Below are 23,172 nucleotides of genomic sequence, written 5' to 3'. Positions count from 1 at the left end.
AGTTGACCGACCGCGACTTTATTCTACCAGAAGGTTTTTTCACTATTTAATCTTTTTTACTCTCCCCGGCTTAGCCGGGGGTTCTCCTTTCGCTAAAGCTGATTAATGGAAGGCCTGTGCAAATTGATTTGCACAGGCCTTTGTTGTCTTACGGGTACGCCCTGATCGGACGGCATAAAAACGTCTCCGGATATAACGGCAATAAATTACGCCTGCATTGCTCAGCCGCATCCTCACCGGCAAACAGGCCGTACACGGCGGAACCGCTGCCCGTCATGCAGGAGCCGGCGGCTCCATCGCGTAGCATTTGCCGCCTGATTGCGTCCACCTCCGGCAAAGGCAAAAGATCAGAAAAGGCATTCCCCAGCGCATTTCCAATTTCAAAAAGCGCTCCCTGCTCTAAACTTTGCAAAACCCTCTTGGTATACAACGCTTTTCCTGTTCCACCCTGCTCGTCCGCTTTTGCATAGGCCTCCGCCGTATTGACGCCCAGCGGCGGTTTGCAGATGACGATCCGGCAATCCGGCAGCGGCGCAACGGGCTGCCATTTTTCCCCGATCCCCTGCACGCGCGCCGCGCCGCCAACCACGCAGAACGGCACATCTGCCCCTACGGTCAGAGCTATTTCGCAGAGCGTTTCCAAAGGCAGATCAGTTTGATACATTCGATTCAATGCGCGCAGCACCGCGGCGGCGTCGGCACTGCCGCCAGCCAGTCCCGCCTGTGACGGAATCTGTTTATCAATGGCAATCCGGATACCGGGCGTCAGTTTCGTATACTGATAAAAAGCCTCTGCCGCCCGGTAAACGGTATTTTCCGGTCCACAGGGGATTTCCTCCCTATCACAGGATACGGTGACGCCCTCCTTTTTTTCTGTCAGCGTCAGCGTATCGCACAGGGATACGCTGTGCATCACCATATCCAGCAGATGGTATCCATCCGCGCGCTTTCCCAGGATATCCAAAGACAAATTAATTTTTGCGTATGCTTTTACAATCATAATCTTCCACCTGCAACAAAGGAATGCCCTTGGGCATTCCTTTTCTTTATATTCCTATTACCATTTAAAAAGCCGAAACCGTTTAATATCGATCACATGCTGCGGGCACATTTCATGACAGCAATAACAGCGGATACAATCCTGATACTGGATTTCCGCTTTGCCGTCCGCCATTTGAATGGTATGCTGCGGGCAGCTCTCCGCACATTTGCCACACCCAACACACTCTGCCCTGCGGATTTTCGGCAAAGGCGTTGTCAGCTTTGCCGCCAAAGGCCGCAAAAACAATGGGATCTTCATCAGAAAATCCACATTTTTTGCATCCGGCTGGACAAAATCGGCCACCGCCAGCGTTTGCGGGTCCACGCCCCATAAGTCAATTTCTTCCAGGCTCTTCGGGCAGACGCCCCGGTCCATGCCCAGCTTTAAAATCAGATTGTGTGCGGGCGTCTGATGGATCAGTGTTGCACAGACGACGTCCGCCGCAAACGGGTTGCGGGAAGCAAGCAGCGCGCCGACAAAACGCGGCGTCCCGCCGCTCGGTCCGTTGCCCTCCATCGCCATGACGCCGTCTACCAGGTTGAGCTGCGGCTTCAGGATACAGCAGAGGTCCACCAGCATTTCCGCAAACGCAGTGCGCTCCGGAAAGCGGCAGTGCAGCTCCGGCTTCATCAGTCCGGGAACCGTGCCGAACATATTCTTGACCGCAGCGCTCAACCCCATCATGCCGTGCGTTTTCAGCTTTGCGATGTTGACCACCAGGTCGGCTTCCAGAATGGGGGCAATGCCTGTAAACAGCCGGGAACGCCGGCCTTCCGGCGCAGAAAACTCCGTATAGGAGCAATCCAGATTCAGCGCAAAACCGTATTGTTGCGCCAGTTCCGTATAGCCGCCCGCCTGATAAATGCCGCGCAGCAATGCTGGGGTATACGGCCCGCCGGGGCTTTCCGCCACAGTGACGCTCCCCGCACCGCGCGCTTTTAACTCCACTGCCGCCGCGGCAACCACTACGGGATGCGTGATCACCGCTTCCTCCGGCTTCGACTTGATGACCAGATTGGGTTTGATCACCACACGGCAGCCCGGGAAGAGCAGCCCATCCACTTTCAGGGCGTCAAACTGGCGGCACAGAATCGAGCGGACCTCTTCAAAGTCATACGTACGGCAGGCCGACAGGCATACCCGTTCTTTTTGTTCTTTGTTTTCTATCTTCATAGATTAAAACTGGCTGATAAAGTGGCCGATGCGGGAAAGCGCTTCCGTAATGTGTTTGATCGAATACGAATAGGAAACGCGGACAAACCCCTCCCCGCTCGGGCCGAACGCCGTCCCCGGCACCACGGCGACGTGCTCGTCATACAACAGCTTTTCGCAGAATTCCTCCGACGTCAGGCCTGTCTTCTTGATACAGGGGAACACATAAAAAGCGCCCTCCGGTTCAAAGCAGGTCAGCCCCATCGCATTAAAGCCGTCCACAATCAGACGGCGGCGCATATCGTACTGTTCCCGCATATAAACGATGTCCTCATCGCCGTTGCGCATTGCCTCAATCGCCGCATACTGGGCCGTGGTCGGCGCGCTCATAATAGCATACTGGTGCAGCTTGGTCATCGCGCCGATGATCTCCTTTGGCCCAACTGCGTAACCCAGCCGCCATCCGGTCATGGCAAACGCCTTGGAAAAACCGTTGCACACAATGGTGCGTTCCCGCATCCCATCGATGGCGCTGAAGGTGACGTGGCTGGTATCGCCGTAGGTCAGCGCGCCGTATATTTCATCGGAAAGGACGGTCAGGTTATATTCCTTCACCACCTCCGCGATTTCAACCAGATGTTTCCGTCGCATGACCGCACCGGTCGGATTGTTCGGAAAGGGCAGGATCAGCAGCTTGCTCTTCGGGGTGATCTTTGCACGCAGCGCCTCGGCGGTCAAACGAAATTTATCCTCCGCCTTGGTTTCTATGGTAACCGGCACGCCGCCCGCCATCTCCGTCAACGGGACATAGCAGACAAAACTGGGTTCCGGGATCAGCACCTCGTCCCCAGGGCGAATCAGAGAGCGCAGGCAAAGGTCCAGCGCTTCCGAGCCGCCCACCGTCACCAGCACTTCCTCCTTGGGGTTGTATTCCACATGATAATGACGCTTGAACCAGCGGGAAATTTCCTCACGCAGCTCTATAAAGCCGCGGTTCGGAGAATACCAGGTTTTCCCGTCCTCCAGAGAGTGGATGCCCTCCTGCCGCACATGCCAGGGAGTCGTGAAATCCGGCTCCCCGATCGACAGGGAAATCACATTGTCCATCTCGTTGGCAATGTCAAAGAAGCGCCGGATTCCGGAGGGTTTGATCGCCTGCACCTTATCATTGAGCACCGCTCTATAATCAATCACAGAGCACACTCCTTCTCTCGTCCTTCTCGTCTTCGGAATTGAGAATGACGCCGCCGTCCTTATAGCGGGTCAGAATAAAATGCGTGGCGGTGGAAAGTACGGAACCAAGAGGCGCCAACCGCCGGGCGACAAACATGGCGATGGCCTGCATGGTATCCCCATGCACCATCACCGCCAGATCGAAACCGCCCGACATCAGGTATACGCTGTCCACCTCGTCAAACTGCATGATGCGATGGGCAATCTCATCAAAACCGCGGTCGCGCTGCGGCGTCACACGCAGCTCAATCAAAGCAAACGCCTTATTGGCGTCGGCCTTTTCCCAGTTGACCAGCGCCTGATAGCCGCGGATGATTCCCGCCTTTTCATACGCTGTAATCTGGTTTTGTATCTCGTCCTCTGTTTTGTTCAGCATAACGGCAAGCTGCTGGTTGGACAGACGGGCATTTTGACTCAGTAACTCCAATAAACGGTCCATAACTTCCATTCCTCCGGTCCTGATTTCAAATTGTTTTGCCGTCAAAGACGGCGCTTTTTGAATAATAAGATATAGTATACATCAAATTCCAGCGTATGGAAAGCCATTACCTGCATAAAAACGCAAAAAAGAGAGCTCCCCCCTGCAAAAAGGGAGGAGCTGAAAAACGCACTATTCAATTGGAAGAAATTTAGGCGTATGATGGGCATACACTGTAAAATGGCTGAAGCCCGCCTTCTTAAGCAGGGCAAGACCCTCTTCCACGCCGCCGCCCACATCGGCCCAGCGGTGCGCGTCGGACCCAACCGTCACCAGCCTTCCTCCCAGCTCGCGATACCGTTCCAGAATCTTCCGGTTCGGCATGGTTTCCCCCAGCTTCTGCCGCAGGCCGCTGGTGTTGATCTCCAGCGCCTTGTCAGAAGCAATCAGCGCTTTTAAAGCCTGGTCTACTCGATCGTCAAATAAACGGTCGTCGATGATCAGGCCGTGCTCTCCCACAATGTAACGCCAGGGATACGTCAGATGCGCCAGGGAGTCAAAGCGGCCCCATTCGATCGTTTCCATGATCTCGTCGAAATACCGCATCAATACGTCGTTGAGCTGTATTTCCTTATAATCCAGCTCGTAAAAGTCGGCCATTCCCTTTACATTATGTACAGACGCCAAAACAAAGTCAAAATCACAGGCGTCCAGCACCTCATTTGCCGCTTCCAGATTCTGTATCGGCTGCCCGATCTCCACGCCCGCGCGCACATGCAGGCGGCCATGGAAAACCGCCGAAGCCTTGCGGGCTTCAAAGTACGACTGGCGGACAGAGCGGTCATACGCTTCTTCCTTATATACATTGCATTCACAGTGATCTGTAATCGTCAGCGTATACAATCCCAGCCGGCAGGCACTCTCGCACATCATGGACGTCGGATCCGCCGCATCGCGGGAACAGTCGGTATGCACATGGCTGTCCGACAAATACCGGTATTTCACTTTCAGTCACATCCTCTATCCTTTAAAACTGCTGTATAAAAATTCATTTTCCTTATAATGGTTTCAGTTTATCATACTTTACAAACGATTGATAGATGAATCCTCCCTATTTCAACTGCATAAATAACGTATAATTTTAAACAACTTTCCGAAGGTTACAAATTGCCAGTCAGATTTACACTGTCCTTTGTTTACTGCGCCCCTTTTTACTCCTTTATAAAACAAAGTACGCTTGACACAGCCATTCTTTCCGTTCATAATGGTTGAATAGAGTCGTATGTCCTCTTAAATTAAACTTTCATGGAGGTATTCGCATATGCGAGCAGTTGTCACAGTGATCGGCAAAGATATGGTCGGAATTCTTGCACAGGTTTCCGCGATCTGCGCCAAAAACGGCGTCAATGTTGTGGAGGTCACACAGTCCATTCTACAGGACCTTTTCGCAATGATTATGATGGTAGACATTTCCAAATGTGAAATTCCGTTCCAGAATCTGGTGGATGAACTTACCCAGGTGGGAGAAAACATGGGGCTGACCATTCATGTCATGCACGAGGATATCTTTAACTCCATGCATCGCATTTAGGGCAATTTCAGCAAATAAGAGCAGAAGATCAGCGGTTTGAGAAGGCCGCGGCATCGTTGTCCACCCTGCCGGGCGCCACGCCCGCGTTTTTCGTCCTGCCGCAGTTTTCCCATGTTTGCTTCCTTTCCTGTCCTTATTTACAAAAATTGTTCCAACATAGAAAGGGCGGATCTTTCTGCAAGTTGTCCGCTTCTCAGCTTCATTCTCCTGTCAGCATAACAAAATAAAGGAGTGGTTCTCAAACATGCTGAATTCCCACGATATTTTGGAAACAATTAATATGATCGACAATGAAAACCTGGATGTGCGCACCATCACCATGGGCATTTCCCTGCTGGACTGCGCGGACAGCGACGTCCAGTCTGCATGCCAGAAAATTTACGATAAAATCTGCCGGTATGCGGGCAACCTTGTCAAGACCGGCGAGGCCATCAGCAAGGAGTACGGCATCCCGATCATTCACAAACGTATTTCCGTGACGCCCATCGCCATGCTGGCGGCGGCCTGCCCGGGCAGCAGCCCGGTACATTTTGCAAAAGCGCTGGACCGCGCCGCCAAGGCGACCGGCGTCAATTTTATCGGCGGTTACTCCGCGCTGGTCCACAAGGGCTTTGGCCCCGGGGATTACGCGCTGATGGCAAGCATCCCGGAGGCTTTGTCCGAAACTGAGTTTGTCTGCTCGTCCGTGAACATCGGCACCACCAAGGCTGGTATCAACATGGACGCTGTGGCAAAAATGGGCGGCATTGTCCGCGATGTGGCGGAACGCACGGCGGACCGCGACTGCATTGGCGCGGCAAAGCTGGTCGTCTTCTGCAATGCGCCGGAGGACAATCCGTTTATGGCAGGCGCTTTCCACGGCCCCGGCGAACCGGACTGCGTAATCAATGTGGGCGTATCCGGCCCCGGCGTGGTGCGCGCCGCGCTGGCCAAAGCGGAGGACTGTGATCTCTCCGGCGTAGCGGACATCGTCAAAAAGACGGCCTTTAAAATTACCCGTATGGGTCAGCTGGTTGCACAGGAGGCGTCCCGCCGCCTGTTCGTTCCCTTCGGCATTGTGGACCTGTCCCTCGCCCCCACCCCCGCGGTCGGCGATTCCGTCGCCCATATTCTGGAGGAAATGGGCCTGGAAAGCTGCGGCGCGCACGGCACAACCGCCGCACTGGCGCTGCTGAACGACGCCGTCAAAAAGGGCGGCATCATGGCTTCCTCCCATGTTGGCGGCCTTTCCGGCGCGTTTATCCCCGTTACGGAAGACGCCGGTATGATCAACGCCGCTCGCTGCGGCGCGCTTTCTCTGACCAAGCTGGAGGCGATGACGGCGGTCTGCTCCGTCGGCCTTGATATGATTGCCGTTCCCGGCGATACACCGGCAGAGGTAATTTCTGCCATCATTGCGGATGAAGCGGCCATCGGTATGGTAAACTCCAAGACTACAGCGGTCCGCCTGATTCCGGCGATCGGAAAAACGGCGGGTGAGGAACTGAACTTTGGCGGCCTGCTGGGCGGCGGCCCTGTGATGGAGGTCAACCGTTACTCCCCCGCAAAGTTTATCCAGCGGGGTGGAAGAATCCCCGCGCCCATGCAAAGCTTAAAAAATTAAAAGCAATTCCGGCAGTTTACCAAAAAAACCTTGTGAATGTTCACCCATATTCTTGCAGAAAAATCGTTACATTTCGCAAATACACGCTTGAAAAAGCGGAAACCGAAGACTATAATGGGTACACAGTCATGCAGGAGATTTTCCTGCAACCTGCAAAAAGAATGAGGTTTCCCCCTTGGCCGCCAACATGGCTCCAAGGACGTGTGCCGCCCTGCTTTTCCCGGAGCTATCCGAGAACCTGTTTTCTCTGAAGTTCTGGAAGCGGGGCTGTCTGTTTGTTAAGGCACGGCCTCCGGACGAAGGCCATCCGATAGATTACGTTTAAGGAGGTACGGTCATGCAAAACCTGATTAAAGAAATTGTGGATATGGACCGTAAAGCCAGAGAGATCACCGACGCGGCGCAGCTGGAAAAGGTGAATTCCGAAAAGGAAGTCACAGAGAAGCGTGAACAGATCCGGGCGGAATACCTGGAACGCGCCAGGAAGCGCATCGCCATGAACGAGCCGCAGGAGCGTGCCATCGCGGAAGAAGGCTGGAAAAAAATCCAGGCGAAGAACGAAGAGCGCGCCGGGTATTTGGACGATCTTTACCGGAAAAAAGGCGACGAATGGGTGAATACCCTTGTTGCTAGAGTGATTGGAGAGTGATACGATGCTTTCCAATTTTTCCTCCAACGCCATTCTTTCCAAAGCGCGCGCCATGTATGGCAAGCGATTAAAAAAAGAGGACTACCGGGAACTCCTGAACTGCAAATCGGTCAGCGAGGTTGCCGGCTACCTGAAGAGCCATACGGCATACGGCAAAATTTTGGCCGGCGTCAATGAGAACGAGGTGCACCGCGGGCAGCTGGAGAGCAAGCTGCGGCAAAAGCTCTTTGAGGATTACGCCTCTCTCTGCCGCTACGAGATTTCCGTGGGCGAACATTTTGCCCAGTACCTGTTGGAGCGCAGCGAAATTGAGCAGATTCTGCACAGCCTGATGTATCTGGGCGCCGGAATGCCGGAAGAATATCTGTTTTCGCTTCCCTCCTATCTCAACCGGCACACACGCATCGACCTTTATGCGCTGAGTCATGTGCAGAGCTACGACGACCTGCTGGACGCCCTGAGCCACACGCCGTATCGCAAGCTGATGGAGCCGTTCCGCCCCGTGGCGGGCGTGCCGCTGAACTACACCGGAATTGAAAACGCGCTCTATACCTACCTTTATGACAGCGCCTTTACGGTCATTCGCAAGTACACTCACGGCGAGACTTCCCGGCAGCTCCGGGAAATTTTTGAGACGTACATCGACCTGATCAATGTGACGCGCATCATCCGGCTGAAAACCGCTTATCACGAAAGCCCGGACTTTGTGCGCAGCACACTGCTTCCCTTTGGAACCATCAAGCCCCGTTTGCTGGAAGAAATGCTGGAGGCGGACGCCGGAGACGTCCTCGACGTCATGGCAAAGTCCTCCATTGGCAAGCGGTGCCAAAAAATAGAGCACACCTACATCGACCAGATTCCAGACCGGGTAAAATACAGTACCTGCCGGCATGATATCCGCTTCTCCACGCATCCCTCCGTGGTCATGATCTCCTACATCTTTCTGACACAGATCGAGCTGCAGGACATCATCAACATTGTGGAGGGAATCCGTTACCAGCTGGCGCCCGATGAGATTAAAAAGCTGCTCACCGTCGCCGATTATCTATGAAAGGAGGCGTGATGATTGGCTGTACTAAAGATCAAGGTAACGAGCATTATCGGCCGTATGGGAGACCTGGACAAAGTCACCGCCGTGTGCGGTAAGTCCGGCGTTTTCCACCCGGACAACTCCCTTTCCTTTTATTCCGATACCTCTGATTTTACCCCGCTGAGTGAAGAGAATCCCTATTCCGCTCCGCTGCAGCGACTGACCGACGCGGTAAACGCGTCCCGCAAAAAGCTGGAGCTGCTGAGTGAAAAAGAAATGGAACATGTGCAATTCACCCGCGAGGAAACGGAATCCTATGTTCGTTCCATAGCCTCCTCCCTGGACAGCCTGCAAAAAGAGCGCGCGCAGGCGCAGCAGCAGGTGGAACAGTACACCAGGGAGATTGAGCAGGTCAGCCACTTCGTCGGTATGGATTTAAACCTCGACGAAATTCACGACTGCAAATATATTAAAGTGCGCTTTGGCTCCCTTCCAAAGGAGAGCTTTGAAAAACTGAATTCCTATAAGCAGAATCCTTATATTATCTTCTTCCCCTGCACGCATGACGATCTCAAATACTGGGGCGTCTATTTTGCGCCGATTGACGCGGTCAGCGAGGTGGACCGCATCTTCTCCAGCCTTTATTTTGAACGGACGCGTCTGGCTGAGCTGCGCGGGACTCCGGAAGGCGGCGTGGAAGAGCTGCGGACACTGCGCGATCAGGAGATTGAAAAGATCCAGCGGGTGGACGCCAAGATCGACGCGCTCTGGAAAAAGGAGCAGACCGCCTGTGCGCAGATTTATTCGTATCTGACGGAACAGTCCGTCTTTTTTGGCATCCGCCGCTATGCCGCGCGCTACAACGACAACTTCATCCTCACCGGCTGGATTCCCGCAAGCAGCGAGAAAGCATTCCAGAAGGAACTGGACCAGCTGGATTCCGTGGAATATACCTTTGAAGGCGCGGAGGAGGAATTGAGTCATTCCCCGCCGGTCGCTTTGAAAAACAAAGCGGTTTTCCGGCCTTTTGAATTCTTTGTGGATATGTACGGCCTGCCCTCCTACGACGAGGTCGACCCCACCCCCTTTGTCGCAATCACCTATATCCTGTTGTTCGGCATCATGTTCGGCGATTTGGGACAGGGCGTCTGCGTTTCCATCGTCGGCTGGTTGATGTGGAAATGGAAGAAAATGAAGCTGGGCAAGATTTTGATCCCCTGCGGCATTTCCGCCGCGGTGTTTGGCGCCCTGTTCGGCTCTGTCTTCGGCTTTGAGCATGCGCTCGACCCGCTTTACAAAAATGTATTCGGGCTGAGCGGCAAGCCCATCGAGGTCATGGAACCGGCAACCACCAACATGATTATCTATTCCGCCGTGGGAATCGGCATTCTGCTTGTCATTGTCGCTATCCTGATCAACATATACTCCTGTATCCGCAGAAAACACTGGGAAAACGCATTGTTTGGGCCGAACGGTCTGGCAGGACTGGTTTTCTACACCGCTTTGGTGGCGGGTTTCGGCGGACAGTTGATCTTTGGATGGCAGATTGTCAATACCGCTTATATCATCGGCCTGATTGTACTGCCCATTCTGGTGATGTTTTTCCGGGAGGTCCTCGGCGGCCTGGTGGAGCGCCGCTCCGACTGGAAGCCGGAGAGCTGGGGCAATTTTATCATGCAGAACTTTTTTGAAGTGTTTGAATTCCTTCTGAGCTATGCGACAAACACCATGTCCTTCCTTCGTGTGGGCGCGTTCGTGCTGGTACACGCGGGTATGATGCTGGTGGTCTTTACACTGGCGGAAATGTCAAGCGGCGTTGCATACGTGCTGATCGCCGTCATCGGCAACGTCTTCGTCATGGCGCTGGAAGGTCTGCTGGTCGGCATCCAGGTACTGAGGCTGGAATTCTATGAGATGTTCAGCCGCTTCTTCGATGGCGACGGCCGTCCGTTCAATCCTGTTGTGGTTCGCAGAGAACAGTAGTCCCGCCTGCCGCTTCGCCGGCGCCGCGCAGACCGAACGCTGTTTCCTGTTATCCAGTGCACCGGGTATCCCCCGATGTCATATTATTATGAACTCAATATTGGAGGTATTTATTATGACTGCTGTATTTCTTTGTGTTCCGATCGTATTCCTGGTCGTCTCCGTTGCGCTTTCCATCCGTGCGGTCAAGCGCGGCAAAAAAACCAGCAGAGCCGTTGCCACACAGCTCATTGCATTCCTCGCCGTCTGCGTTATCAGCTTTGCGGCCCCGATGATTGCGTCCGCAGCGCCGGAGGGCGACGTCCCGGCAGATGCTCCCGTAAGCACCAGCGCGGAAGCTTCCCCAATTGATAACTCCAAGGGCATGGGCCTTTTGGCCGCCGCTCTCGTCACCGGTCTGGCAGGCATCGGCGGCGGTATTGCCGTCGCCGCCTCCGCTCCCGCCGCAATCGGCGCAACCAGCGAGGATCCGAAGGCGTTTGGTAAATCCCTGATCTTCGTCGCACTGGGCGAAGGTATCGCCCTGTACGGCCTGTTGATTTCCATCCTGATCCTGAACAAGGTTTAAGGAACCGAGTACTGAACTAAAGAAGGGGATTTTTATGCGCTTTCATTTGATCAGCGACAATGTGGACACCCAGGTCGGCATGCGCCTCGCCGGGATCGACGGCGTTGTGGTTCACGAGCCGGAGGAGGTCCAAAAGGCCCTGAGCGACGCAATGGCGATGGACGACGTGGCGGTCATCCTGATGACGGAACAGTTGATCCAGCTTTGCCCGGATCTCGTTTACGACCTCAAGCTGAAAGCCAAACGCCCGCTGATTGTAGAGATTCCGGACCGGCATGGCAATGGGCGCACCAAGGATTCCATCACCCGCTATGTCCGTGAGGCCATCGGGATCAAAATTTAGGCCGCTTCTGGCGGAACGGGGGGATCGATATGGCGATCAATCAAAACGACGAAAAAATAGGAAAGTTTTATCAGGCAATCAACCATTACGCCGAAGAGCAGCGCAAAAAAATAGAAGAAGAGGTTTCCGCCTTCAAGCAGAAAGAACTCGATGAGGCGGAGGTAGAGGTCCTCGCGGAAGCGTATCACCTGATCCAGAAGGAAATGATGCAGATGCGCAACAACATTTCCCGTGAGATGGCCCAGCGCGAAATGGAAGGCCGCCGCTCTCTTTTGGAACAGCGCCGCAGGATCATGGAGGACGTGTTCCAACGCGCCGCCGACTGCCTGCGCACCTATACGGAAAAGCCGGATTACGCCGCGCTGCTGGAGAAATACGCGCGCAGTCTCTCCGCCGCTTTTCAAAAGCCGGGCACCGTCATCCGCCTGCGCAAAGAGGATGCAAAATACCAGCCGCAGATTGCGGCGGCCTTTGGCGCGGCCTGCAGCTTTGAAACCGACGATTCCATCCGGATCGGCGGTCTGCGCGCTTACAATACCGAGCTTGGTATCATGGCAGATGAAACGCTGGACTCCATGCTGGATGAACAGCGCGGCTGGTTTGAAGAAAACTCCGGACTGACCATCGCAGGCTGATACCGCCGGGCAATGACAGCCGCAGGCTCGGGAAAGGAATGATCCGAATTGACAATGAACAACGAAAATGTAATATATGGCATCAACGGCCCGGTCGTGACCGTACAAAACGCCCGCAGCTTCTCTATGATGGAGATGGTCTATGTGGGAAACGAGCGCCTGGTCGGTGAGATTATCGGCATCACCAGCGCGTTGACCACCATCCAGGTATATGAAGAAACCACCGGCCTCCGTCCGGGAGAACCTGTGGTAGGTACCGGAAGCCCCATGAACGTCACACTGGGCCCCGGTATTCTGGACAACATATTTGACGGCATCGAACGCCCGCTGAAGGCCATCGAGGAACAAAGCGGCGCGTTTATCTCCCGCGGCAGCGCCGTCTCCTCTCTGGACACGGAACGATTCTGGGATGTGACCGTGACCGTCAAAGAGGGTGATTCACTCAACGGCGGCGATGTTTACGCCGAGTGCCCGGAAACGCCCATCATCCGGCACAAATGCATGGTGCCGCCGCGCTTGTCCGGCACGGTGGTCAAGGTTGCCGAGAACGGCAAATATCGTGTAGAGGACATGGTCGTGACCCTGCGGGATTCCGCCGGCCATCTGCATGAACTTTCTCTCTGTCAGAAATGGCCGATCCGTATGCCGCGTCCTGTTGCTGAACGTCTGCAGACTACCGTGCCGCTCATCACCGGCCAGAGAGTCATCGATACGCTGTTCCCCATTGCAAAAGGCGGTACAGCGGCAATCCCCGGCGGATTCGGCACAGGGAAAACCATGACGCAGCACCAGCTTGCCAAATGGTGCGACGCCGACATCATCATTTATGTTGGCTGCGGCGAACGCGGCAATGAGATGAGCCAGGTTCTGGACGAATTCTCCGAGCTGGTCGACCCAAAGTCCGGCCGGCCGATGACGGACCGGACCGTGCTGATCGCAAATACCAGCAACATGCCGGTCGCGGCGCGCGAGGCGTCTATTTACACCGGCATCACATTGGCGGAATACTACCGCGACATGGGTTACCATGTGGCGATCATGGCGGATTCCACCTCCCGTTGGGCGGAAGCCCTGCGTGAGATCAGCGGACGATTGGAAGAAATGCCCGCTGAGGAGGGCTTCCCCGCCTATCTGCCGAGCCGCCTCTCCGAATTTTACGAGCGCGCGGGTATGGTACAGAATCTCAATCAGACGGACGGTTCCGTCACCATCATCGGGGCCGTTTCTCCGCAGGGCTCCGACTTCTCCGAGCCTGTCACACAGAATACCAAACGCTTTACGCGCTGCTTCTGGGCGCTGGACAAATCGCTGGCCTACGCCCGCCATTATCCCGCCATCAACTGGACGCAAAGCTACAGCGAATACTTCGGCGATCTCGACCCGTGGTACGCGGAACACGTCGACGAAGATTTTATCAAATATCGCCGGAGAATCTCCAATATCCTCCAGGAGGAAAACCAGCTGATGGAGATTGTCAAGCTGATTGGTTCCGACGTACTGCCGGACGATCAGAAGCTCATTATTGAGACCGCGCGCGTCATCCGCGTCGGCTTCCTGCAGCAGAACGCCTTCCACGCAGACGATACCTTTGTCCCGCTGGAAAAGCAGAAGCTGATGATGAAAGTGATCTTGCATCTCTATAAAAAAGCCAAACAGCTTGTCGCCGCCAGCATCCCGATCTCCGGGATTATGGAAAGCGGCCTGTTTGAAAAGCTGATTAAGATCAAATACGATATTCCCAACAATAAATTGGAACTGTTTGACGATTACATCAAAGAGATCGATGAGACGCTCTCCCATATCGTGAACGCGTAACCCGCGTTCTTTCGCAAGCCGCGGTTTTCCGTATGTAACGCAACCCCCGCCGCTTGCCGTATCATTACAAAAGCAGGTGAGAAAAATGATTCTTGACTATATAGGCGTGAAGGAGATCAACGGCTCTTTGATCGTACTGGACGACGTGGAAAATGCCTCTTTTGAGGAAGTCGTCGACATCCGGATGGACGACGGGACCATGCGGCAGGGCAGAATTGTGCAGATGGAAGGCAAACGCGTCGTCGTTCAGGTATTTGAAGGGACCCGCGGCATCTCTCTGAACAACACCCGCACCCGACTGCTGGGACATCCGATGGAAATGCCCCTCTCTCCGGAAATCCTGGGCCGCGTCTTCGACGGCGCGGGACGCCCAATCGACGGCCTGGGCGACATTTTCCCCATCAAACGCGCCAACATTAACGGCACGCCGATCAATCCGGTTTCCCGCGTTTACCCGAAAAACTACATCAACACCGGCATTTCCACCATCGACGTGCTGATGACCCTGATACGCGGGCAAAAGCTTCCCATCTTTTCCGGTTCCGGCATGAAGCACAACGAGCTTGCCGTGCAGATTGCCCGCCAGGCAAAAATTAAAGACGCAACCGAAGATAATTTCGCCATCGTCTTTGCCGCCATGGGCGCAAAGAACGATGTGGCGGAGTATTTCCGCCGCTCCTTTGACGAATCCGGCGTGCTGCAAAAGGTCGTCATGTTCCTGAACCTGTCCAACGATCCCATCATTGAACGCATCCTGACGCCGCGCTGTGCGCTGACCGTTGCAGAATACCTCGCTTTTGAGCTTGGGATGCACATTCTCGTCATCATGACGGATATGACCTCTTACGCGGAGGCGCTGCGCGAATTCAGCTCCAGTAAGGGGGAAATCCCGGGCCGTAAAGGCTTTCCGGGCTATCTGTATTCGGACCTCGCTTCCCTGTATGAGCGCGCCGGCATGGTGCGTGGAAAAGAGGGCTCCGTTACACAGATTCCCATCCTGACTATGCCAAACGACGACGTGACGCACCCTGTCCCCGACCTGACCGGTTACATTACGGAGGGGCAGATTGTCCTGGACCGCGCGCTGGACAACAGCGGCGTCTATCCGCCGGTCTCCGTACTTCCTTCCCTTTCCCGTCTGATGAAGGACGGCATCGGCGCAGGCTATACCCGCGAGGATCACTCCGCCCTTTCCAACCAGCTGTTCGCCTCCTACGCAAAGGTAATGGACGCACGTTCGCTGGCCTCCGTTATCGGCGAAGAAGAGCTTTCTCCCAACGATAAGAAATATCTGGAATTTGGCAAACTATTTGAAAAGCACTATGTCAACCAGGGCTTCAACGAAAACCGCAGCATCGAGCAGAGCCTCGACCTCGGCTGGCGGTTACTGGCCACCCTCCCGCGTGAAGAGCTGGATCGTGTGGACGACGCCAGTCTGGACCAGTATTATGAGAAAGCCAAACAGCAGACAGAAGCGGAAAACGAGCGGAAAGCCAAGCAGGCGGAAGAGGCAAAAAAATAATGCCGCACCGGCAAACGAAAGGGGTGAGCTGCCATGGCCAACCAAGTTGTGCCAACAAAGGGAAATCTGCTGGCCACAAAAAAATCATTGGAGCTTTCCCGCACCGGCTTTGAGCTTCTGGATCGAAAACGCAATATTTTGATCCGGGAAATGATGGCGCTGATCGAACGCGCCAATTCCATACAGGGAAAAATCGACCAAACCTATGAAGACGCGTATGCAGCGTTGCAGCGCGCCAATATCACGTTGGGCGTCTGCGACGAGCTTTCCCAGACGGTCCCATTGGACGACGGCCTGAACGTGGCTTACCGGAGCGTGATGGGCGTGGAAATCCCGATGGTTTCCCTCACGCCGCGCGACATCCCCATCCCGTTCGGCCTGAACGCCACCAACATTATGCTGGACGACGCATACAACAAGTTCAACGAGGTTAAGCGGCTGACCGCCGAGCTGGCAGAGGTAGAAAACAGCGTCTACCGCCTGGCGGACGCCATTAAAAAGACGCAGAAGCGCGCCAACGCCCTGAAAAACATCATGATCCCCCGTTTTGAGGAAACCGTCAAATTTATCACGGATGCTCTGGAGGAAAAGGACCGCGAGGAATTTTCGCGCTTAAAAGTGATCAAAAAGCAGAAGGAAGAGAAATCTGTCACTGCATAAAGAGAACCCGGCGTTTGCACGCCGGGTTCTCTTTATGCAGTTTTATTCCATCAGATATCTTCCAAGTCCACATAGGTTTTATCCTCTGTGGAAGCATAATTCAGCTTCTCCACAATAATCTTTGTATCGCGCGCGATGACCAGCTCCTCATTGGTCGGAATCACATACACCGCTACCTGCGAATCAAATGTGGAAACCTTGCCTTCTTTGCCGCCGACCATCTCTTCATTTGTCTCGGCGTCGATCTTCAGGCCCAGATACCGCAGGCCGCGGCAGATCGCATAGCGGTGGTGCGGCTGGTTCTCTCCCAAGCCGGCGGTAAAGACCAGCGCGTCCAGGCCGTTCATTGCGGCGGCATATGCGCCGATCTGCTTGATGATCTGGTAAGCCAGCATTTCATGCGCCAGAATTGCGCGGGGATTTCCTTCAATCGCCGCCTTCGTAACATCGCGGTCGTCGCTGGAAATACCGGAAACGCCCAGCAAACCGGACTTTTTATTTAAAATGTCGTCCATCTGACCGGGGGTCAGGTTTTCCTTCTCCATAATGAAAGTCACAATGGACGGATCCAGAGAGCCACAGCGCGTGCCCATCATAAAACCGTCCAGCGGGGTCAGGCCCATACTGGTATCAATGACGCGCCCATCCTGAATTGCCGCGATGGAAGAGCCGTTGCCAATATGGCAGGTCACCATCTTAATATCTTCCAGCGGCTGATGCATCAGATGCGCGCAGTGCTTGCTCACATAACGATGGGAGGTTCCGTGGAAACCATAGCGGCGGATGCCGTATTTTTTATAATATTCGTACGGGATGGCATACATATACGCCTTCGGCGGCATCGTGGAATGGAAGGAGGTATCAAATACCACAACTTCCGGCACCTCTTCGCCAAAGACCTTCTGGCAGGCCAGGATGCCTTCCAGCTCCGGGCCGTTATGCAACGGAGCCAGCGGGATCAGGCTTCTGATGCCCTCGACGACTTCCTCGTTGACCAAAACCGATTTGCGGAAAATAGAGCCGCCCTGCGCGACGCGGTGGCCGATCGCGCTGACCTCGTCCAGGTTTTTGATAACGCCCACCTTTTTATCCGTCAGCGCCTGTGTGACATGCATAAACGCATCCGTGTGATCCGCCATAGCGACCTGTACCCGCTTGTCGCGTCCGTCGGACGTTTTGTGAATAAAAACGCTGCCGTCCATGCCGATTCTTTCGCAGTTTCCTTTTGCCAGCATCCGCTCACTGTCCATGTCAATCAGCTGATATTTCAGGGAAGAACTGCCGGCATTGATGACCAAAACTTTCATTATGGAAATCCTCCTACTCAATTTTGTGACGCACCTGCTCACTTTCTATTATGCCCTGCTACAGAATGCATCAGCCCTCTGCCTGTATCTTGTTGGGCAAAACAGAGAAATCGTCCGCCTGTCCAATTTCAATATGCAAATAACAGACAATATGGTAATATATATATAATAGTACAGGAAACGATTGAATTCAAGGAGTTTTTCTACAAAATGCTAATTGCTGGAATAATTTGTGAATATAACCCATTTCATCTGGGACATATGGCGTTGATCGAAGAGACCCGCTGGCAGGGCGCGACGCACATCGCCGCCGTTATGAGCGGCAATTTTGTGCAGCGCGGAGAACCCGCGATTCTGAGCAAAAACGCGCGTACCCGGCAGGCTTTGCTCTGCGGCGCTGATTTGGTGGTGGAGCTTCCGCTTCCCTGGGCCATGGCAGGGGCGGAAAAATTTGCGCTGGGCGGCGTCTCTCTGCTGGACGCTCTGGGCTGTGAGCAAATCAGCTTTGGCAGCGAATGCGGCGATGCGCATCGTATATTCCAGCTTGCCGGGCTTTTACATTCCCCGGCGTTCCCTCCCGTACTGCGGGAAGAACTTGCAACAGGCGCGACGTTCGCACGCGCCAGAGAACGCGCCGTCGCCCGGATTGTCGGGCCGGAAACCGCCGCTTTGCTCTCCGGAGCCAACAATACGCTGGGGATCGAATATGCCAAGGCAATCCGCACGCTTCATTCTTCCATGCAGCTTTTCACCATGAAACGGGTCGGCGCAGCGCACGATTCCCATGAGAACGTTTCGATTTCCAGCGCCAGCCGCATCCGTGCAATGATCCATGACGGTGTAAACTTCTCCAGCCATATGCCGCACGATGCGGCAAAAATATTGCTGGCAGAGATACAGGACGGCAGAGCGCCGGCCTTCCTGCCGCGTATGGAGCGGGCAATCCTGGCTAAACTAAGATCGATGCCGCAGGAGGATTTTGCCGCGTTGCCGGACGTCAGCGAGGGATTGGAAAACCGCATCTATCAGTCGGTTCACCGCGCCGGCTCCCTGGATGAGCTGTATGACCTCATTAAAACCAAACGGTATCCATTGGCCCGTATCCGCCGGATCGTTCTCTCCGCCTTTTTAGGACTGACGGCGGCGCACGCGGAAGGCCTTCCGCCGTACATTCGCGTGCTCGGCATGAACCGGCGCGGCGCGGAAATTTTGCATGTATCAAAAATGACCACAAAACGACCAATTGTTGCCAATACATCGGATATTTTATCTCTTGACAATTTAGCAAAAAATATGATTGAATTAGAGTGCAAATCGACGGATATTTACGCTCTTTTTTTACCCGATCCGCCGCCCTGCGGGTGGGACCGGACCGCCGGAATCATCAAAGTATAGACCGGTTCCGGACCTTTCCACTGCCCTGCGCACAGGAATCCCTGTTTGGGACAACAATATTTTCATAAAAAGGACGTGTCATTTTCTTGGAACTAAAGGAAATTACGTATGAAAACTATGGAAAATGCGTACAGCTCAGCAACGGCGTTGTCGATGTGGTCGTAACCATCGACTGCGGGCCGCGGATTGTGCGTTTCGGGTTTGTCGATGGCGATAACATTCTTTACAACGATTTGGATCGGGTTTATTGTACACAAAACGAAGATATGGATTACTACTATGGCAAAGGCGCCGCTTGCCATCTCTACGGCGGCCACCGCCTCTGGCTGGCGCCGGAGCGGATGCCGCAGTCCTACTTTCCGGACAACGATCCTGTCATTTACGCGCTTCTGTCTGACGGCGTGACCTTTTCCTCTGCCAAGCAGGCGCACAACGAGGTGCAGACGCGTCTGGAAGTCGTCATGGGCCGGGATTCCGCAGATATTATGCTCGTACACAGCGTGATGAACTTCGCCAAAGAACGCCAGACGCTGGCGTTATGGCCAATCACCATGCTGAACGGCGGCGGCCTTGAGGTAATCCCGCAGAACCGCCCGGACGAAAACGAGCTTCTTCCCAACCGGGTACTGACGCTCTGGCCTTATACTGATCCGCAGGACCCGCGCCTGTTTATCGGCAACCGGTTTATTACGCTCCGCCACGATTCCAGTATTCAGAAACCCTTGAAAATCGGGTTGAACAATGTCCTGGGCTGGTCCGCGTATATCACACCGCAAACGACGCTGGTCAAACGCTTTGTCCACTCCTCCGCCGCGTATCCCGACTACGGCAGTTCCTTTGAAACGTATCTGAACGGCGATTATCTGGCAATGGAAACAATGAGCCCTTTGTACACCATGGAACCCGGCGGCGCCATCCGCCATGTGGAAAACCTTTCCCTTTTTCATACCAACAATTGCGTCCATCCGCAGGATGAAGACGGCATTGCCAAATATATGGATCATCTTGGGCAGTAATCCTGCTCCCAACGCACAAAAGGAATCGATGCAACAAAAATCCCTTTCGGATATTGCATAAAAAGTGCCCGTGAAATCTATTTTTGCATGGATTTCACGGGCGTTTTTATATCCTTTTGAATCTGTTTTTATCTTTCATTTGTTTGCCTTTGCACGCAATCAGCCCTCTGCAAGAGCCCTTCTATTTTTCACTTCCCTTTTCCGGTTCCATTTGCCAAAGCGGGAACGGCGGCGCCGCCAGGGGTTTCATCGCGATGGACATCAGCAGAGTCGGATTGTCGTCCGCTGCGATGCGGTTGGAACTGAATGTTCCGCAGGAACGGCAGCGGTGGATGATTGCCCATTCTCCATTTTTCCTCACCCAAACGCCAACCGGGTCCATCACACCCTTGCAGAGCGACGCCCGATCCCCGGGCCGGTTGTCCACATGGACGCTGGACAGGCAGCGCGGGCAGTGGTTGCGGTGCTGGCTTCCCGCGTCCTCCGGGACCACCAACGCGCCGCAAACCTTGCAGGTAAAGCTCTCCGTACACGGCGCATGGCGGTAGTCGGCTTTTTGAAGCTGCTTCTGCAGCTTGGCAATACTTTTACCCCACTGCTGCTTTTTACGCAGATATTCCGTCTTGTCATCGGCATAACACGCTTCCTGGTGAAGGCGCTGATAGCTTTCCCAGCGCTCCATAGAAAGCGCTCCCTGCTGAATGGCGGCTGCAATTGCGCAGCCCGGTTCTCCCTGATGGCGGCAGTCGCTGAACTTACACTGTCCCAGGTATTGCTCCACATCGGTAAAGCTTTGCTCCAGCCCGTCGCTGACATCCCACATTCCCAGTTCTCTCATGCCGGGCGTATCAATAATCATGACGCCGCTGTCCAATAAAAGCAGCTGGCGGCAGGTGGTCGTGTGCCTTCCCCGTCCGTCCTTCTTGCGGATGTTCCCGGTTTCCATTCTTTCCTGTCCCGCGAGTGCGTTCACCATGCTGGATTTACCGACCCCCGAGGATCCCAAAAAGACGATCGTTTTTCCCGGCTTCATGTACGCCGATAGCTGGTCAAGCCCAAATCCCGTTTTGGAGCTGACCGCAAAAACCCCCACGCCCACGGCCAGCCGCTCCGCGGTACGGAGCTGGGGCATATAGTCCTCCACGCAGTCCGCCTTTGTCAGAATTACCGCCGGTACGGCGCCCGACTGCCAGGCAAGCGTCAGATAACGTTCCAGCCTGCGTGGATTAAAGTTCTGATCGAGCGACTGCATGATAAACACATAATCAAAATTGGCGGCAACCGCCTGCTCTTTGTGTCCGGACGCGGACGGATCGCGGCGCGAAAAGTACGTTTTGCGCGGCAGCGTTTTCAAAATTCGGCTGTCGCCGTCTTCCTGCCAATCCAGCAGGACGAAATCTCCCGTGGTCGGAACCTCCTCCTTCCCCGTATGATACGTCCCTGTCTTCAGGCATGCGAATCCGCTTCCGTTATCGCAGACGATTTTAAAACGGTCGCGATGGACCGCGGTAATGCGTGCAGGTATCCCGTTTGTATATTCGATACTTGTCATTGGGCGGAACCCATATTTTTCGATATTCAATGTCTTTTGCCTCCAAATAATTTTTTACATATAATTGATTTGTTTTCACTTTCTTTTCTCCTTTTCAGTGAGGCCCGCTTCCCTCAAAACAACGCAAAAATCCCGCGGAGACAGAGCCTTTCCGTCCTGTCTCCGCGGGATCATCCAGTGCATCCTTTCTGCAAAATGGGCGCAAAAAAGGACACGCCAAACGTGCCCTGCAATGCGTATCAACGCGACAGTATTCACGAAAGGTCGCAGGAACATAACAAACCACACGGAGTTTTCCTCCGCGTTCTGCTCTGTTCCACGGTATTCGGTTTTAGAGGAAAGCCACCTCAAAAACGACCGACATCAACATGCAACTTCCTTTCGTTATCCGAATGATTCGGACTTTATTTGTCCTTATCATAAATGATTTGCCGTAAAAAAGCAATAGGCTATTTAAAAAATCCTGATTAGAAACTCTTTCCACGCCTTTATAAAAACATCGGACGGCCGCCCTGAAAGAGCCGCCGTCCGATCTATTTTAATCACAGGGTGCCAAAAATACGGTCGCCCGCATCGCCCAGACCGGGAACGATGTATCCGATTTCATTCAGGTGGTCGTCCACCGCTGCACAGTAGATATGCACGTCCGGGTGCGCCTCCGCCAACGCCTTTACCCCTTCCGGCGCGGCGATGATGCACATAAACCGGATGCTCTTCGGATTGCTTCGTTTGATGATGGTAATCGCATCGATCGCGGAACCTCCGGTCGCCAGCATCGGGTCCAGCACAATGACGTCGCGCTCGGTGATATCCTGCGGCAGCTTGCTGTAATACTCCACCGGCTTGAGCGTTTTGTGATCGCGATACAAACCGATATGTCCCACCTTAGCCGCTGGAACCATCTGCAAAACACCGTCTACCATGCCCAGGCCGGCGCGCAGGATCGGCACAAAGGCCAGCTTCCGGCCTGCGATCACCTTTGTTGTCGCCTCGCCCATCGGCGTTTCAATGTGCGCCTCCATCAGCGGGAGGTCGCGGGTCGCCTCATAGCACATCAGCATGGCGATCTCCCCCACCAGCTCACGGAACTCCTTGGAGCCTGTGTTCTTATCGCGCAGATACGTAAGCTTGTGCTGAATCAGCGGATGATCCATAACAAATACCTGATTATCCATAATGATATCCCCCATTCTCTTATTCCCTGTTTTTAGAGTTCCCCACATTCAATGGCTGTAATCTCATCCAGACGGCGCTGATGGCGTCCTCCTTCAAATTCTGTTTCCAGGAAGATTTTTGTCAACTCCACGGCCTTTGCCTCATCGATTACCCGGCCTCCCAGGCACAGAACATTGGCGTTGTTATGGCGGCGGGTCATCTCCGTACTGTATGATTCGGAGCAGACCGAAGCGCGGACGCCCTTCACTTTATTGGCGGCAATGCTCATGCCGATTCCCGTACCGCAGCACAGGATGCCCTTTTCAGCTTGTCCATCCGCCACACCGTGCGCTACCTGCGCGGCAATCGGCGCGTAGTCGACGGAGTCCGTATCGTTCGTTCCAAAATCCCGGTACGGAATCTCATTTTCCTCCAGATACCGTTTGATTGCGGCTTTCAACGCAACGCCGCCGTGGTCTGCTCCCAGTAAAATCATGTTTTTC

22 protein-coding genes are annotated in these 23,172 nt (G+C 54.2%); 13 read left to right on the top strand and 9 right to left on the bottom strand.

Annotation, left to right across the window (positions count from 1 at the left end):
- Nucleotides 1-148 precede the first annotated feature (148 nt).
- From ispE to I4V53_RS04335, 5 genes are all read right to left on the bottom strand, one after another.
- Entirely contained in the window at nucleotides 149-1,000 is an 852-nt protein-coding gene (ispE, locus tag I4V53_RS04355; protein ID WP_195984166.1) for a 4-(cytidine 5'-diphospho)-2-C-methyl-D-erythritol kinase, read from the bottom strand.
- 57 nt (nucleotides 1,001-1,057) lie between these two features.
- Nucleotides 1,058-2,215: a DUF362 domain-containing protein gene (locus I4V53_RS04350; protein WP_195984165.1), complete on the bottom strand. Its 1,158-nt coding sequence runs from the start codon at nucleotides 2,213-2,215 to the stop codon at nucleotides 1,058-1,060.
- Between the two features lie 3 nt (nucleotides 2,216-2,218).
- Nucleotides 2,219-3,388, bottom strand: a complete 1,170-nt coding sequence (locus tag I4V53_RS04345) for an aminotransferase class I/II-fold pyridoxal phosphate-dependent enzyme (protein WP_353616467.1) — start codon at nucleotides 3,386-3,388, stop codon at nucleotides 2,219-2,221.
- Nucleotides 3,381-3,866: an Lrp/AsnC family transcriptional regulator gene (locus tag I4V53_RS04340; protein ID WP_050698504.1), complete on the bottom strand. Its 486-nt coding sequence runs from the start codon at nucleotides 3,864-3,866 to the stop codon at nucleotides 3,381-3,383. Before I4V53_RS04340 ends, I4V53_RS04345 begins: the two co-directional genes overlap by 8 nt.
- Nucleotides 3,867-4,037: 171 nt before the next feature.
- Entirely contained in the window at nucleotides 4,038-4,850 is an 813-nt protein-coding gene (locus I4V53_RS04335) for a histidinol-phosphatase HisJ family protein (RefSeq protein ID WP_195984164.1), read from the bottom strand.
- 316 nt (nucleotides 4,851-5,166) lie between these two features.
- Between I4V53_RS04335 and I4V53_RS04330 the strand changes: the two genes are divergently transcribed.
- From I4V53_RS04330 to I4V53_RS04280, 11 genes are all read left to right on the top strand, one after another.
- Complete coding sequence (locus tag I4V53_RS04330; RefSeq protein ID WP_195984163.1) at nucleotides 5,167-5,436, top strand: ACT domain-containing protein; 270 nt, start codon at nucleotides 5,167-5,169, stop codon at nucleotides 5,434-5,436.
- Between the two features lie 244 nt (nucleotides 5,437-5,680).
- Nucleotides 5,681-7,039 carry a PFL family protein gene (locus I4V53_RS04325; RefSeq protein WP_195984162.1) on the top strand — a complete coding sequence of 453 codons (1,359 nt, stop codon included), beginning with the start codon at nucleotides 5,681-5,683 and terminating at the stop codon, nucleotides 7,037-7,039.
- Between the two features lie 337 nt (nucleotides 7,040-7,376).
- Entirely contained in the window at nucleotides 7,377-7,688 is a 312-nt protein-coding gene (locus I4V53_RS04320) for a hypothetical protein (protein WP_195984161.1), read from the top strand.
- A gap of 4 nt (nucleotides 7,689-7,692) precedes the next feature.
- Nucleotides 7,693-8,739: a V0D/AC39 family V-type ATPase subunit gene (locus I4V53_RS04315; protein WP_195984160.1), complete on the top strand. Its 1,047-nt coding sequence runs from the start codon at nucleotides 7,693-7,695 to the stop codon at nucleotides 8,737-8,739.
- 15 nt (nucleotides 8,740-8,754) lie between these two features.
- Complete coding sequence (locus tag I4V53_RS04310) at nucleotides 8,755-10,701, top strand: V-type ATP synthase subunit I (protein ID WP_195984159.1); 1,947 nt, start codon at nucleotides 8,755-8,757, stop codon at nucleotides 10,699-10,701.
- Between the two features lie 115 nt (nucleotides 10,702-10,816).
- Entirely contained in the window at nucleotides 10,817-11,269 is a 453-nt protein-coding gene (locus I4V53_RS04305) for an ATP synthase subunit C (RefSeq protein ID WP_195984158.1), read from the top strand.
- Between the two features lie 34 nt (nucleotides 11,270-11,303).
- Nucleotides 11,304-11,612, top strand: coding sequence for a V-type ATP synthase subunit F (locus I4V53_RS04300; RefSeq protein WP_050698408.1), 309 nt, complete (start codon nucleotides 11,304-11,306; stop codon nucleotides 11,610-11,612).
- A gap of 29 nt (nucleotides 11,613-11,641) precedes the next feature.
- Complete coding sequence (locus I4V53_RS04295) at nucleotides 11,642-12,247, top strand: V-type ATP synthase subunit E (protein WP_207747832.1); 606 nt, start codon at nucleotides 11,642-11,644, stop codon at nucleotides 12,245-12,247.
- Between the two features lie 54 nt (nucleotides 12,248-12,301).
- Nucleotides 12,302-14,062, top strand: coding sequence for a V-type ATP synthase subunit A (locus I4V53_RS04290; protein ID WP_195984157.1), 1,761 nt, complete (start codon nucleotides 12,302-12,304; stop codon nucleotides 14,060-14,062).
- 85 nt (nucleotides 14,063-14,147) lie between these two features.
- Entirely contained in the window at nucleotides 14,148-15,584 is a 1,437-nt protein-coding gene (locus I4V53_RS04285) for a V-type ATP synthase subunit B (RefSeq protein WP_195984156.1), read from the top strand.
- Nucleotides 15,585-15,617: 33 nt separating this feature from the next.
- Entirely contained in the window at nucleotides 15,618-16,244 is a 627-nt protein-coding gene (locus I4V53_RS04280; protein ID WP_195984155.1) for a V-type ATP synthase subunit D, read from the top strand.
- Between the two features lie 50 nt (nucleotides 16,245-16,294).
- Here I4V53_RS04280 and I4V53_RS04275 read toward each other — a convergent pair whose 3' ends face one another.
- Nucleotides 16,295-17,551 carry an acetate/propionate family kinase gene (locus I4V53_RS04275; protein ID WP_195984154.1) on the bottom strand — a complete coding sequence of 419 codons (1,257 nt, stop codon included), beginning with the start codon at nucleotides 17,549-17,551 and terminating at the stop codon, nucleotides 16,295-16,297.
- Nucleotides 17,552-17,761: 210 nt separating this feature from the next.
- Between I4V53_RS04275 and I4V53_RS04270 the strand changes: the two genes are divergently transcribed.
- Together I4V53_RS04270 and I4V53_RS04265 are read left to right on the top strand one after the other, a co-directional pair.
- Nucleotides 17,762-18,946 carry a tRNA(Met) cytidine acetate ligase gene (locus tag I4V53_RS04270; RefSeq protein ID WP_195984153.1) on the top strand — a complete coding sequence of 395 codons (1,185 nt, stop codon included), beginning with the start codon at nucleotides 17,762-17,764 and terminating at the stop codon, nucleotides 18,944-18,946.
- 86 nt (nucleotides 18,947-19,032) lie between these two features.
- Nucleotides 19,033-19,962, top strand: coding sequence for a hypothetical protein (locus tag I4V53_RS04265; protein WP_195984152.1), 930 nt, complete (start codon nucleotides 19,033-19,035; stop codon nucleotides 19,960-19,962).
- A 181-nt stretch (nucleotides 19,963-20,143) separates the two neighbouring features.
- Here I4V53_RS04265 and rsgA read toward each other — a convergent pair whose 3' ends face one another.
- From rsgA to rpiB, 3 genes are all read right to left on the bottom strand, one after another.
- A complete protein-coding gene (gene rsgA / locus I4V53_RS04260; RefSeq protein WP_286167016.1) occupies nucleotides 20,144-21,544 on the bottom strand; it encodes a ribosome small subunit-dependent GTPase A in 1,401 nt (466 codons plus the stop codon).
- A 512-nt stretch (nucleotides 21,545-22,056) separates the two neighbouring features.
- Nucleotides 22,057-22,689, bottom strand: a complete 633-nt coding sequence (upp, locus tag I4V53_RS04255; RefSeq protein WP_195984151.1) for a uracil phosphoribosyltransferase — start codon at nucleotides 22,687-22,689, stop codon at nucleotides 22,057-22,059.
- 32 nt (nucleotides 22,690-22,721) lie between these two features.
- Nucleotides 22,722-23,165, bottom strand: coding sequence for a ribose 5-phosphate isomerase B (rpiB, locus tag I4V53_RS04250; protein WP_195984150.1), 444 nt, complete (start codon nucleotides 23,163-23,165; stop codon nucleotides 22,722-22,724).
- Between the last annotated feature and the right edge of the window lie 7 nt (nucleotides 23,166-23,172).

This window comes from Clostridium sp. D33t1_170424_F3 (assembly GCF_015667585.1).
GTDB lineage: Bacteria > Bacillota > Clostridia > Oscillospirales > Acutalibacteraceae > Anaeromassilibacillus.
Note: the sequence above shows the minus strand (reverse complement) of the source record. Positions and strands in the feature narration are given on the sequence as shown.

What these genes read in the sequence shown, in the direction of transcription:
- I4V53_RS04340 (WP_050698504.1), bottom strand. Translation starts at nt 3,866, where the DNA reads ATGGACCGTTTATTGGAGTTACTGAGTCAAAATGCCCGTCTGTCCAAC.
- I4V53_RS04320 (WP_195984161.1), top strand. Translation starts at nt 7,377, where the DNA reads ATGCAAAACCTGATTAAAGAAATTGTGGATATGGACCGTAAAGCCAGA.
- I4V53_RS04330 (WP_195984163.1), top strand. Translation starts at nt 5,167, where the DNA reads ATGCGAGCAGTTGTCACAGTGATCGGCAAAGATATGGTCGGAATTCTT.
- I4V53_RS04325 (WP_195984162.1), top strand. Translation starts at nt 5,681, where the DNA reads ATGCTGAATTCCCACGATATTTTGGAAACAATTAATATGATCGACAAT.
- ispE (WP_195984166.1), bottom strand. Translation starts at nt 1,000, where the DNA reads ATGATTGTAAAAGCATACGCAAAAATTAATTTGTCTTTGGATATCCTG.
- rpiB (WP_195984150.1), bottom strand. Translation starts at nt 23,165, where the DNA reads ATGATTTTACTGGGAGCAGACCACGGCGGCGTTGCGTTGAAAGCCGCA.
- I4V53_RS04285 (WP_195984156.1), top strand. Translation starts at nt 14,148, where the DNA reads ATGATTCTTGACTATATAGGCGTGAAGGAGATCAACGGCTCTTTGATC.
- I4V53_RS04315 (WP_195984160.1), top strand. Translation starts at nt 7,693, where the DNA reads ATGCTTTCCAATTTTTCCTCCAACGCCATTCTTTCCAAAGCGCGCGCC.
- I4V53_RS04295 (WP_207747832.1), top strand. Translation starts at nt 11,642, where the DNA reads ATGGCGATCAATCAAAACGACGAAAAAATAGGAAAGTTTTATCAGGCA.
- I4V53_RS04290 (WP_195984157.1), top strand. Translation starts at nt 12,302, where the DNA reads ATGAACAACGAAAATGTAATATATGGCATCAACGGCCCGGTCGTGACC.
- I4V53_RS04270 (WP_195984153.1), top strand. Translation starts at nt 17,762, where the DNA reads ATGCTAATTGCTGGAATAATTTGTGAATATAACCCATTTCATCTGGGA.
- I4V53_RS04300 (WP_050698408.1), top strand. Translation starts at nt 11,304, where the DNA reads ATGCGCTTTCATTTGATCAGCGACAATGTGGACACCCAGGTCGGCATG.
- I4V53_RS04280 (WP_195984155.1), top strand. Translation starts at nt 15,618, where the DNA reads ATGGCCAACCAAGTTGTGCCAACAAAGGGAAATCTGCTGGCCACAAAA.
- upp (WP_195984151.1), bottom strand. Translation starts at nt 22,689, where the DNA reads ATGGATAATCAGGTATTTGTTATGGATCATCCGCTGATTCAGCACAAG.
- I4V53_RS04305 (WP_195984158.1), top strand. Translation starts at nt 10,817, where the DNA reads ATGACTGCTGTATTTCTTTGTGTTCCGATCGTATTCCTGGTCGTCTCC.
- I4V53_RS04350 (WP_195984165.1), bottom strand. Translation starts at nt 2,215, where the DNA reads ATGAAGATAGAAAACAAAGAACAAAAAGAACGGGTATGCCTGTCGGCC.
- I4V53_RS04275 (WP_195984154.1), bottom strand. Translation starts at nt 17,551, where the DNA reads ATGAAAGTTTTGGTCATCAATGCCGGCAGTTCTTCCCTGAAATATCAG.